This window comes from Nostoc sp. (assembly GCF_036917935.1).
GTDB lineage: Bacteria > Cyanobacteriota > Cyanobacteriia > Cyanobacteriales > Nostocaceae > Nostoc.
In genome coordinates, this window is the sequence record NZ_JBALEL010000020.1 from 1 (window position 1) to 11,918 (window position 11,918).

Consider the following 11,918-nt stretch of genomic DNA (forward strand, 5'->3'; position numbering starts at 1 on the left):
AATAGCCGATTTACCATGTATTACACGGTGAAAGGCTCAAATTCTATTAATGTTTAAGCAACAAGCAATCATGGATATTTTCTAGCACACAGTAGGCGCACCAACAAATGTAATCTAAGACAATTGCACATTTCTAGCGGCGGTACGTGTTGTTTGTGCTTTGGAAAAACTATATTGCACCCCAGAAAATGAACCTAAAATGCTTTCTGGAATAAATTTTCTTAGTTCTGGTGATGCAGTTGACTCCCCAATGGTTTCACGAATGAATCCCTCTGCAACCATTGTTCTAGTTCCTGGTACAATTCGCTGGTAGCCCACAATTACGAAAGTAACAGTTATAAGTAATTTAGCTAAATCTTCTGCTTCTATTGTTGGTGAATGATCTGGAAAACAGAGCTTGAGAAATAATTCAGCAATTTCTTCAACGATCGCATCAGTGTGCCACAGTGGGCGCAGCGATGTGCTAACCCATCAACTAACCAGATATCTGGCACTAAATTGAAGAATTTCTCAATGATCATTCCCTGTAAAGGGGTCAAGTCATTTTCAAGCAAGTAATCTAATAGTTGCCGTTCTCCTATTAGAGAGTACCTACCAAACAACTCCCGCAGAGCAGTGTAAGCTTTGTGCTGGCGACGACCGCCCAATCGTTCAGTTGCTTCGCATAACTGAGTATATAAGCGATGCTCAATCACATTATCTTCGCCAAAAGCTCCGCTCAGGTTGGCAGTCTCTGCACAGTCTGAAGTAGGTACTCGTAAATCTGGATCGATTAAGGTAACGCTAGAAAAGCGAAAGTCTGATTGGCTAAAAACCCCTAACTGCCAGCGATCGCCACCAAGAGAGTATCGAGCGTTATCCAAAACAGTATGCACACAGGCAGCGCGATCGCTTAATCCTTCTTCAATATATAGACATTTATTACATAACCTCAAGTTTTGAAATAGGCGATACCTACGGTGAGCTACGCTAACGCACTTCATAAAGCGATCGCAATTTGAGAATGTCTTGCCATTCGAGATCGGTAAATGGTTGGGTAACTAGTTCTATACCAAAGTACTGTTTTGCCGTTTCTGTCAGTGTATCCACAATCTTTACAATCCAGTCATCCTCTTCCTGCGTGTTACAAAATGAGGTATTCCACGGAGCCGGTTGTTCAAAGATTTCTTGAAATAAACCTTTATCTGTAGACAAAATCATCGAGCCGTGTTGAAGAATGGTATTTCTTCCCTTGCGTTGGGCGCTACCAATAAATTTACTTCCATCAGCAGTAACCAAGTCCGCCGCTGTTGCTGTGTTGAAGCAACTGGGATTGTGAATGTAACCCCGTCCAGCAGAACCATAACTTAACTCGATACCCAACGTTTGCCAGCCTTGGATCAAAAAGTTACAGATTTTTTCATAAGTACCCCAACTTTTTCCAGTACCAGCTGAGGTAATCACGGCGTAGGTTAAGTTCCCTTGGTGGAGAACAGCTCTACCTCCTGTTGGACGACGAACTAGATCGAGTACCTGTCCCTGGTAAATCAGATTATGCCACTCGGCAGGCCATTGTTTTTGCAGATGTCCCAAGGAAAGAGCATAAGGACACCAGGTATAAAAACGCAGGGTAGGCGGGTGCAGTCCCTTTTCACATTGGTTGAACAACCAAGCATCGATCGCCATTTGCACTGCTCCCGATGTCTGAAGCATTGGGATGAAACGCCAGGTGGATGGTGATTCGGTTGCTAGTTGTTTCATAGATTTCAGACTATGGAAAGAAAATCAAATAATTGATGCGCCATTTCTAATTTAGAACAAGGTGCAATTTCTACCTGATTTCCTTGACTATCTAAAAATATCGCTTGATTATTATCGCTCCCAAAACCACTATCAGGTTGATCGATAGGATTAGCAACAATAGCATCTAGTTTTTTATTCTGTAATTTTTCTAACGCTGGCTTGACAATATTTCCAGTTTGTGCTGCAAAACCAATTAAGATTTGATGCGGCTGTTTCTGTTGTGCTAACTGGGCGACTATATCCGGTACTGGTTCCAGGGGTAAAGCTTGGGGGAGCGATCGCTTGGGCAATTTCTCTGTACTATAATCTCGTGGCTTCACATCTGCCACGGCTGCTGACATGACAATGATATCAGCGTTGGGTAAACATTCCACCATCACGTGCTGCATTTGCTCGGCACTAATGACGGGAATTGCTTGTACTCCCAATGGTACATCCCAATTAGCTGGGCCATGTACCAAGGTGACGTTTGCCCCTCGATGAAGTGCGGCTTGCGCTAAAGCTAATCCCATTTTACCTGTGGAAGGATTACCAATAAACCTCACTGGGTCAAGATACTCTCGCGTTCCCCCAGCGCTAATTAGCACTCGTTTACCTACTAAATCTCGTTTGCCTTGAGTGTGTAATAACGATTGGATGTGAGCCAAAATTTCTGGAGGTTCTGCTAATCTACCAGCACCGATGCGATCGCACGCTAATAACCCTGATGCTGTATTCATCCCATGATATCGGCTATCTATCAATAGCTGTTGCCAATTTCGCTGCACTGATCGCTGTTCCCACATATCCGTATTCATTGCGGGTGCTAGCAGCACGGGACAAGTAGAAGCCAGCACGGTGTTTGTGAGTAAATTATCAGCCATACCGTAAGCTAACTTTGCTAATGTATTAGCTGTCAAAGGGGCAATTACCATGACATCGGCCCATTCACCCAAATCAATATGCAAAGGACGAGAGTGAGTTGCTTGCCAGAAATCATCATCTGTGTAGGCGGGATGACGAGATAGGGTGGCTATTGTCAGAGGCGTGATAAATTTTTGCGCCGAAGGGGTGAGGATGACTCGGACTTCTACCCCGGTTTTAAACAGCGTTGAAACTAATTCACAAATTTTGTAGGCGGCGATACCGCCACCTACAGCAATTAAAACCCTGTTCAATTTTGGATTAGGCATGGTAAAAAGTTAGGAGTAAGTAGTTACGAATATTAATTTCCAACTCCTAACTCCTAACTCCTAACTCTCAACTACGCTTCATCGTAGGGTTCCAAGTCTAAAAGGTAGATATAGGGTTCAACTAACTCTGGACGCTGAAATGCGATCGCTCGCAATAGATGCCAATCATTTAAACCTTCAAAAGCATTGCTATAATTATCCAGTTCCAGACGTGTAGCTAGTTCTTCTACTTCTGCCGCAGTCATGCCAGCAATTTCTTTTTTGGAAATGCTTAGAGTTGTCATAATGCTCGCCCCTCCCTTATGCAGCACTCGCCTTCAGCATGGGTTAAGTTGCGCTGAACGCAGCCACCCAATATATATTACTCATTAGAGGTCATTAATTTCGTGAAAATTGTCCGAATTTGTACCAGAATTTATAAAAAATTCGTAATGCTGACTAGGAAATTGTATTTACAACGAAATTTCGTAGCACCTCTAACGTTTCTGGATGTATTTCATGCCCCATATCAAATTCGTGGTATTCTACCGCCACTCCTAGAGACTTTAAAGTTTCTCGTGCCTTCAAAGCAGCATTCAGGGGCACAACTTCATCATATTTACCGTGAGTGATTAAAGTCGGCGGAATCCCACTTTTATCTGCCGTTAGTGCATCAGGATGTAAATACCCGCTCATCACAACTAAACCTGCTAAGGGCAATTTGGAGCCGACATCTAAAGTCATTGCTCCGCCTTGAGAAAATCCACTTAAAATGGTACGTGACAAAGGTACACCAGTGGTACTTTCTAAAGATTCCAAGAAATCTGTTAGCAGTTGCCGACTTTCTGGCAATCCTTCATACATATTTTCCACCCGCAGGTCATACCATGCCCTCCCTACAGGGGAATAGGCATAAGGAAAAGGTGCATTGGGCAATACAAACTGGTAATCAGGTAAATTGATCAAGGGTAACAATGATGCTACATCTTCAGCATTAGCACCCCAACCATGCAAAGTGACAATTAAGCCTGCGGGGGGTTGAGAAGTTGCTGTGGGAACGGTGATAACTTGTAAAGACAGAGGTTTACTCCTAAAATTATAGTTTTGTATATAGATCCTATCTCTTGAAGCAGACTTAGTATTTAGTGGCATTTGCTGCTTGCCCAAAGAATGCGATCGTCGTCAGGGTAATCTATGATCAACAGAAATGCGAATCACACCGATGATAGTGGTGAAATCACGAGCCGCTAAGAAAACTTTATCTTAAAGCCAGCTAGTGATGCTTCTATAGCTGTTCGCACACAAGAGTATCAATATTGTTTACAAATATGCTTCTGGTAAAGAATTCCATGCGCGATCGCTTGCTATAATTGCATTGATGAATCGAATGCGAGTTGCTATTTCAAAGACCTCGCAATCCGACCATTTTCTATTTTCTCTGCTGAGAGTGATAGAACGTTAATCACGGTTAAACAACTACAAAATTGTTTTTGGTTAGCGACAACCCAGCAGATAGTTGTCCAAATTCTACTTGAGTAAAGGCGATCGCACTGCCATCTTGGTCAAAGTACAATGCACCTGTAACATCGTTATAAATAAATCGCTGAGTGCTAGTGGTTGCAGATGCTCCGATTATAAACTGACTTGTCTCAAGTGAACCTGGTGATAATCCGCCACCAAAACCAGCAACCGATACCCGAATCAGTTCATTAGTAATATTGAAGTCATCAAGTCTATCAATGCCTTCATTGAAACTATTGAAAGCAAAGGTATCAGTACCAGATCCTCCAATTAGGCTATCATTACCTTTGCCACCTATGAGGGTATCATTGCCACCATTACCGTTGAGACTATCATCCCCATTGACCCCCACAATCAAGTCATCGTAAAATGAACCGATGATATCTAATCGTTCGATATTCTTGTAGATAACCTGATTTATCCCCGCCGTAATTGATCCTTGGTTAGTGATGGCATTGAAAGTAGAAGTGATTCCCTCAGCACCATAGGTGTCATGGACGATCAACAAATCGTCACCTTTGCCTCCATCTATTGTGTCATTGCCACTAATAGCCTCACCCAAAGGTGCATCGAAACTGAGAGCGTAAGTATAGTTTCCTATTATCTTATCGTTGCCATTGCTCCCCACAATATTATCATCGTAGGATGTACTTGAGATATTTAATCGTTCAATATTCTTGTAGCTAACCCGATCCCTGCTCAACGTAATTAAGCCAGTATTAGTTGTAGCATCGAAGCTTGAAGTGATTGCCTCGCCAGGATCGAAGCGGGTATAGGACAACAAATCGTCACCTGTACCCCCATCTATCGTATCATTGCCAAACTGGCCCGGAGCGAGCGTATCATTGCCATTGCTGCCCACAATCAAGTCATCGTAGTCTGTACCTGAGATATTTAATCGCTCGATATTCTTGTAGCTAACCAGTCTCGTGCCTGCCGTAATTGAGCCAACGTTAGTAGTAGTATTGAATTTCGTTGTAATTCCCTCCCTAGCACCATCGAACCTCAACAAATCGTCACCTATTCCCCCATCTATCGTATCATTGCCAAAGTTGCCCGGATTGAGCGTATCATTGCCATTGTTCCCCACAATATTGTCATCATAGAATGTACCTCTGATATCTAATCGCTCGATATTCTTGTAGCTAACCCGATTCGTGCCTGCCGTAATTGTTACAATGTTAGTAGTAGGATTGAATGTCGTTGTAATTCCCCCAGTAGCACTGCTGTGATCGACGCTCAACACATCGTCACCTATTCCCCCATCTGCCGAAGTAATTCCTCGGCTAGTGTTATCGACGAGCAACAAATCGTCACCTATTCCCCCATCTAAAGTATCATTGCCACCAGGACTAAGGTTTGCGCCAAGCGTATCATTGCCGTTACTCCCCACAATCAAGTCATCGTAGGATGTACCTGTGATCTCTAATCGTTCGATATTTTTGTAGCTAACCCGGTTCGTACCTAGCGTAATTGAGCCAATGTTAGTAGTAGGATTAAAAGTCGAAGTGATTCCCCCAGTGACATAGTAGGAAAAGTACTGGGTATCATAGGACAACAAATCGTCACCATTACCTCCATCTATCGTATCATTGCCACTGTAGTTCTTGGAGAACGTATCGTTGCCGTCACCACCATTCAGTAGGTTATTGCCTTTTGAAACGTTAACAATTAAATAATCGTCACCAGCGCCACCGTTGAGGGTGTTGTTACCAGAGACGTAATAGATGTTCCCGTCGCCGCGGGGTTCTTGATAACCTGAGGCAGAGAGAGTATCGTTGCCATCATCCCCACAAAGCAGCTGATTGCCTCCTAAAGAATCAAGATTTAAATAACCAATAGTCAAGCGATCGTCGCCAGTACCACCAAGAAGGGTATCCTTCTCCGTACCACCAAAGAGGTTATCATTGCCCGCACCACCCCACAACAGGTCGTTACCAGTACCACCGTAAAGTGAGTCATTCCCTATACCACCGTTGAGAGTATCATCCCCTTCACCACCAATCAGGGAGTCATCCCCTTCACCACCAATGAGAGTATCATTGCCCGTACCACCGCGCAGCAGGTCGTTACCACTCTTACCATCGATTTTGTCATTACCCCTCTGACCATTCACCACATCATTTGAGTTGTCTAAACCTGTAATGTTGTTGTTGAGGTCATTGAGGAATGTCACCGTGTTCTTGTTGAACAGGTTAGTTTGAGTGGAGTTGGCATCAAACACATCAAAACTGTCGGTGATGCTGGTTTGTCCATCAAACAGGATATTGCCAATCGCAGGCCGTGAAAAAGTTGCTGGCAGATTATCCAGGTTTTCTAATTTGAAGTTTTTAAGGATGACTTTTCTATTATCCACCCCTTCAAAGGTGATTTCCAGATTGCTGCCATTCTGAGTAAGCAGCAGATTTTGGACAGTCAAATTATAGCCTTGGAATTGGATCGTATCCACTTCGGCAATGACTGCTGCTGAGGGAATTACGCCCTTACCTACGCCACCGAAATCAGTAATAGTATCGGTGTTCCTACTAGACAAATAGTTTAAGTTGTAGATAAATTTATCCTTGCCACCGCCACCAGTCAGAAGATCGTTGTCCTGATAAATTAAGATACCACCGTTACCATTACCATTAATCGTATCCGCGCTGTTAGTGCCCAGTAGGGTATCGTTCCCGTTGATGCCAATGATATTTGCCATAACTTTTTCCTCTCTGAATCGATTTTTCGAGTAAATTAAGTTTTCAAGTTGCAGTTAGTGCTGTTTGAGCGCACAAAAATTCGCCAATTTTTTTTTTGAAGATTTCCCCTTTGATTGGCTTTGACGTAGCACTTATCTAACTATCTGGAACTATCTAAGTCTTAGGCACTGTACAAATTCGTGAGCGTGTGGATTCACAAAAACAACTAGTTTCAGAAACCGTAGGCATCAATGAAAAAGAGTATAAAAATCAAGCTTGAATGCCTGAAAACCACAGACCATAATTTAGTTGGTTTATCAATGCGTAAGTCTTACTAGCTTGAAAATAGGGAACACTTGACAGAGCAGAGGAAAAGGAGTTTTTATGTCCTCGTTGTGGGTTATTGCTCATTTGACCTGTATTATACCACTCGCGACAAAATCGCTGCCAAAATTGCCGCGACAATCCGACGCCAATCGGATGAATTAAGAGTAAGGGAACGCCCTCAGATGTTGTATTAATTGGTTGATGAACTTCGTAGGCGCAACGATAATTTTGCCCACTATAAAACTGGCTAGGAGATGCTGTAAAATTGGTTGTGTTCCCTAGAGCAGACGGTTGGATAATTACTAGTTTTTAATAATTGCTAAAAAATCATCTGTGGATGAATCAATTCGTATCCAGCTTCTTTGAGCTTTTCATTCGATACCCAAGCATTATATGGGCGAGTACTCTTGATAGATGTATCCCATTTAGCTTTGGGTAAATTATGTTTTTCAAATAAGCTATCTAACAAGTCTCGGCTGGTGAGATGTGCATCATCTACCAGATTGTAAATTCCTTGCAAACGACGGTGACGCGCAAATTCTATCGCACCAACAATATCATCTAGATGAATCCAATTTGTGATATCCTCACCACTGCCCGGACGGGTTGCACCAGAAGATGTACCAAATATTTTCAACAGTTCTCTACCAGTTCCATAAATTCCTCCTAAGCGGAAGATACAAACACGGAGATTTTCGCTAGATGCTGATAGCAACACATCCTCTGTTTTTCGGAGAATTTGTGCATTTAAATTAGGGGGTGCAAGGGGTGTTTCTTCATCTACCCAGACACCATTTCTATCCCCATATACTGCATAACTACCTGTGTATATTAATTGTTTCACACTTTTAATCTGCTGTAAGCATGAAACTAAAGTTTGGGCAGTTTGTAGATAAGTTTCTTCATAAACTTCTCCACTTTTTGCCGCAATACTCAAAAGTACAACATCTTGATTGTGCAAAACAGATTTTAGATTATCTATGTCATTACCACAGGTAACTACAACTCTTTGACATACTGATTGTAATGCCGGGACACGCTCAGACGAAGTTGTGGTTACAGTGACAACAAAATTCATATCTTGCTGCCAATATTGAGCAAGTTTATAACCAACATAACCACAACCAATGATTGCAACGTTCATGATAAATTAAACACAAATAAATTAAACTACTCATTGAGACAATATTCTCAATTAATTGTCTGGAAGTAAATAATTTTAACAGTCCAGAGCTAACAGTCAATAATTAATAGTAAAGAAATTTTTACCTAATGACTATTTCGCTAATTCTTTCTCAATTATGGCAATTATCTCTGGTGAATTTGGCTGGACACTACTATTAAATCGAGCAACCACTTCACCTTGCTTATTCACTAAAAATTTTTCAAAGTTCCAAGCAACAGTTCCCGTTGGCTCAACGGCTTTAGTAAGTCGCTCATAAAGTGGATGCTGCTGTGAGCCTTTGGCATGAACTTTATCGAATAGTTCAAAGGTAACACCATATTTGCTCGTGCAGAATTGCACAATTTCTTGATTGCTTCCTGGTTCCTGCGCTCCAAAATCGTTACAAGGGAATCCCAAAATATTTAACCCTGCTTCTCCATACTTCTGGTTCAACTTTTCTAGCCCGTCGTATTGAGAAGTATAACCGCAGTAGGAAGCCACATTTACAATTAAGAGTACCTTCCCGGTGTAGTCGTTTAATTGTTTATCTTCACCGTTGATGGTCTTGACTGCAATATCCGAAATTGTCTTACTCATCTTGAATCTGAATTTATAGGGAATATTGCCAAGTCTCCCATATTACAGGTACTCTAAACCCGGTTTGTTTAAGGAAATTAGCTTTGTTAGCCTTGTTGTAACAATTCTATGTGAGGCTGCGCTTTATTCATCTAGGGGCAATTCATGAATTGCCTCTAGACAACTGGTGCGGCCGATCAATTAAGATAGCGATCGCCTGTGAATTTACACTTACAGCAGATTTTAACTTCTCGACGAACGCGAACAGCGTGTCGGAGACAGAGGCTACGCTAACGTCAGGCATAGAAATAAGTAAGTCGGCGAAAAAAAAATAATGTATATGAAGAAATATAAATTTGAAGTAGAGTGTGTTATGACGTAGGCTAACGCACCTTGAGTTGTTGACGGTGCGTTGCAGGGCAACCCACCCGACATTTAAATTTCTTAACATAGCTGGAAATATTAACGCCGACTTACTTATTTACTTATCTTTACATAGTTTGGCTTTTTCACGCCGACTTACTTAGATGAGGTACAAAATGCTGGACTCACGCATCAGACATAAAGAGTTTCTACTTCCTGACTCCTGCCCTCTGCCTTTCTTCGGTGAAATCAGGAACTAGTCTGATCATTTCTATGAAGAAATGTTGATATTTTTATTTAATCCGAGTTTTTAATATTAGAAAAAGCGTGTTCCCAGGAAAATAAATAACTGACACCGAGAATGAGATAATTATTTCCTAAAAGTGTTGGCTATTGATGATGTTGTCAATATTTTTGGAATCGCCATCACTGACTACTGCCTATAGAAATAAGTCGGCGAGAATAAATCAAACTATTAATTATTCATGCCGACTTACTTGGACAAATTTAGAGACGAAATATAGGATGATGGTTGCGAGTATTGACTAAATAATGTCAGGATGAGTCTGCGCGATCTGAATCAAAGTGAAAACTTAGTTTCAGCAAAACTTATTTTACGTTGTGAAAATTTTATGGTAAAAGGCTTGAGAGTTAGTATGCTGCTATTGGCAGTTATGGGAAATCTGGTATGGTCATTTAGTGCCAAGGCAAATTTTAACGGCAAACTCACCGTAGAAATTGATGGCTTGAAGAATAAAGAAGGACAAGTCTGTGCCAGTATATTTGCTAGCAGTAAAGGATTTCCTAGCGATCGCGATCGCGTCTTACAAAAGCAGTGTACCAAAATTACTGACACTCCCTTAACCATTACCTTTGAGAATTTGAAAGCAGGTAGTTACGCCGTTGCTGTCTTCCACGATCAAAATAATGACCGCACTCTCAATCGCAATATTTTTGGTATACCAAGCGAAGGTTTTGGATTTTCCAGCAACCCAGAAATTCGCGCCAGAGCGCCCAAATTTAGCGAAGCAGTATTTTTAGTGGCAGGCCCGGACACCAATATCCAAATCCAGTTGAAATATTTTTAGGCTGATAATCTAAAACACATCTAAATATCGTGTCCGCATAATTGAATCACCGCTTCTAAAGGAGCGGTGAGGATGTCAATGTTGCTCTATGATTGTGAATCATTGTGTGAATCTTCTGGTAAACTATGTTGTTCCCCCAAGCCACGCATTCGATTTATCTGAGTTAAAGCATATCGTGCTGTTGCTTGCACATCAGGATCTGGGTCTTCCAGCGCATGGCGCAACATCTGACTCATTTGACCCATCATGTCATAAACGCGCGTCAGGTCACGGATCGCATTTTGCCGTACTTGTGGACTTTCATCTTGAATTGAAATTGCTAAAGCACGGTTCATCGGTTTGAGTGTGCGGATAGCAATTTCTGACAAAGCTGCCAAAATTAAGCTGCTTTCTTGAGAATCAGCATCAATCATGATGTCAACCAGATGCTGAATTGCCCGCGAATCTCCCTGCTGACCCAAATCCCAAATAGCCTTGCGTCGCTTCGTTGGTTCAGCACTGCGTAAATCTTGAATTAATTCGTCAACGATATTGAGTTTAGCAAGACGGGAAGTTTTTTCTGGTAGCAGTAATTGTGTGGAAAGTGGTGTTGTCGGTGTTTGTAGACTAGTGACAGTCTCTAGTAAAGGTGCTGTAATCGGGTCTTTGTTAGCTTCTCTCAAACTTTTAGGCTCTGATATTTCGGACTTTTGCACTTGCTTTACCTTCTGAAACCACCTCAGCAAGTAAAAAAGTGCGCCAATACATCCTAGAACTCCAATGGCAAATATTAACCACCAGACAAAACCTTTCTCGGTTCGCTTGGGTTTTGCAGAAGTCGGAGCAGTAGAGGGGACAATTGGAGAGGTAACTATTGGAGAAGTGACTAACTGCTTTTTAGCTGCCAAAGCCGCTTGCAGTTTCTCCTGAGTCACCAGGCCAGCAAGGCCATCTACTTTTAAACCCTTTACTTTTTGGAATTTAGCTACAGCGATTTCCGTACTGGCGTTGTACTGTCCATCTACCAGGCCACTGTAGTATCCCAACTGTTTTAATTGGGTTTGTAGTCTCTGCACATCTGATTTTGGACTACCATATCTCAAAACGGCCGGACTAGCAGTAACTCTCGAACTAGCTTGTGCAAGTTCTAAAATTTCAGGTGCTAGGTTAGGTGTGGCTGCGCTTGAGCGATTTGGGTAAAAACCCACGCAAGAAAAACAGGTAAATATCAGAATTGAGGAACGGCATAGCCTCATATTGCAAGTTTCAGCCTGAACGTGCTTTTGAAGTC

Annotated in this window: 10 protein-coding genes and 2 pseudogenes; 1 reads left to right on the forward strand and 11 read right to left on the reverse strand. The window is 42.0% G+C overall.

All coding sequences use genetic code 11. The annotated features are described in order from the left end of the window. Positions 1-114: 114 nt before the first annotated feature. The 10 genes and pseudogenes from V7K62_RS09030 to V7K62_RS09075 form a co-directional block, all read right to left on the reverse strand. Positions 115-282 (reverse strand): hypothetical protein, encoded by a 168-nt coding sequence (locus tag V7K62_RS09030; protein WP_334863597.1) that lies wholly within the window; start codon positions 280-282, stop codon positions 115-117. An 83-nt stretch (positions 283-365) separates the two neighbouring features. Next, a complete protein-coding gene (locus V7K62_RS09035) occupies positions 366-983 on the reverse strand; it encodes a hypothetical protein (protein WP_334863598.1) in 618 nt (205 codons plus the stop codon). Further along, positions 970-1,740: a lipoate--protein ligase family protein gene (locus tag V7K62_RS09040; RefSeq protein WP_334863599.1), complete on the reverse strand. Its 771-nt coding sequence runs from the start codon at positions 1,738-1,740 to the stop codon at positions 970-972. The genes V7K62_RS09035 and V7K62_RS09040 overlap by 14 nt, the downstream gene beginning before the upstream one ends. A 5-nt stretch (positions 1,741-1,745) precedes the next feature. After that, the gene (gene coaBC, locus V7K62_RS09045; protein WP_334863600.1) at positions 1,746-2,954 is read right to left on the reverse strand and encodes a bifunctional phosphopantothenoylcysteine decarboxylase/phosphopantothenate--cysteine ligase CoaBC; all 1,209 of its coding nucleotides are present in this window, start codon (positions 2,952-2,954) and stop codon (positions 1,746-1,748) included. A gap of 71 nt (positions 2,955-3,025) precedes the next feature. After that, on the reverse strand, positions 3,026-3,238 hold the full coding sequence (gene isiD, locus V7K62_RS09050; RefSeq protein WP_334863601.1) for a protein IsiD: 213 nt from the start codon (positions 3,236-3,238) through the stop codon (positions 3,026-3,028). 154 nt (positions 3,239-3,392) lie between these two features. Next, entirely contained in the window at positions 3,393-4,085 is a 693-nt protein-coding gene (locus V7K62_RS09055) for an alpha/beta hydrolase (RefSeq protein WP_334863602.1), read from the reverse strand. Positions 4,086-4,401: 316 nt separating this feature from the next. Continuing rightward, positions 4,402-7,149: pseudogene (locus V7K62_RS09060) on the reverse strand (beta strand repeat-containing protein); the annotation flags it as partial. Positions 7,150-7,534: 385 nt separating this feature from the next. Then, positions 7,535-7,753, reverse strand: a pseudogene (locus tag V7K62_RS09065) (alpha/beta fold hydrolase); the annotation flags it as partial. A 22-nt stretch (positions 7,754-7,775) separates the two neighbouring features. Next, positions 7,776-8,600: an SDR family oxidoreductase gene (locus tag V7K62_RS09070; protein ID WP_334863604.1), complete on the reverse strand. Its 825-nt coding sequence runs from the start codon at positions 8,598-8,600 to the stop codon at positions 7,776-7,778. A 132-nt stretch (positions 8,601-8,732) separates the two neighbouring features. Next, complete coding sequence (locus tag V7K62_RS09075) at positions 8,733-9,218, reverse strand: glutathione peroxidase (RefSeq protein WP_334863605.1); 486 nt, start codon at positions 9,216-9,218, stop codon at positions 8,733-8,735. Between the two features lie 974 nt (positions 9,219-10,192). Here V7K62_RS09075 and V7K62_RS09080 point away from each other — a divergent pair. Next, positions 10,193-10,648 (forward strand): DUF2141 domain-containing protein, encoded by a 456-nt coding sequence (locus tag V7K62_RS09080; RefSeq protein WP_334863657.1) that lies wholly within the window; start codon positions 10,193-10,195, stop codon positions 10,646-10,648. A gap of 86 nt (positions 10,649-10,734) precedes the next feature. On the opposite strand, the gene V7K62_RS09085 is transcribed toward V7K62_RS09080, so the two are convergent. Beyond that, entirely contained in the window at positions 10,735-11,883 is a 1,149-nt protein-coding gene (locus V7K62_RS09085; RefSeq protein WP_334863606.1) for a peptidoglycan-binding protein, read from the reverse strand. Between the last annotated feature and the right edge of the window lie 35 nt (positions 11,884-11,918).

Bases quoted from the DNA above. Each gene is read 5' to 3' on its own strand.
- V7K62_RS09075 (WP_334863605.1), bottom strand. From the start codon at position 9,218: ATGAGTAAGACAATTTCGGATATTGCAGTCAAGACCATCAACGGTGAA.
- isiD (WP_334863601.1), bottom strand. From the start codon at position 3,238: ATGACAACTCTAAGCATTTCCAAAAAAGAAATTGCTGGCATGACTGCG.
- V7K62_RS09085 (WP_334863606.1), bottom strand. From the start codon at position 11,883: ATGAGGCTATGCCGTTCCTCAATTCTGATATTTACCTGTTTTTCTTGC.
- V7K62_RS09040 (WP_334863599.1), bottom strand. From the start codon at position 1,740: ATGAAACAACTAGCAACCGAATCACCATCCACCTGGCGTTTCATCCCA.
- V7K62_RS09070 (WP_334863604.1), bottom strand. From the start codon at position 8,600: ATGAACGTTGCAATCATTGGTTGTGGTTATGTTGGTTATAAACTTGCT.
- V7K62_RS09030 (WP_334863597.1), bottom strand. From the start codon at position 282: ATGGTTGCAGAGGGATTCATTCGTGAAACCATTGGGGAGTCAACTGCA.
- coaBC (WP_334863600.1), bottom strand. From the start codon at position 2,954: ATGCCTAATCCAAAATTGAACAGGGTTTTAATTGCTGTAGGTGGCGGT.
- V7K62_RS09055 (WP_334863602.1), bottom strand. From the start codon at position 4,085: ATGCCACTAAATACTAAGTCTGCTTCAAGAGATAGGATCTATATACAA.
- V7K62_RS09080 (WP_334863657.1), top strand. From the start codon at position 10,193: ATGGTAAAAGGCTTGAGAGTTAGTATGCTGCTATTGGCAGTTATGGGA.
- V7K62_RS09035 (WP_334863598.1), bottom strand. From the start codon at position 983: ATGAAGTGCGTTAGCGTAGCTCACCGTAGGTATCGCCTATTTCAAAAC.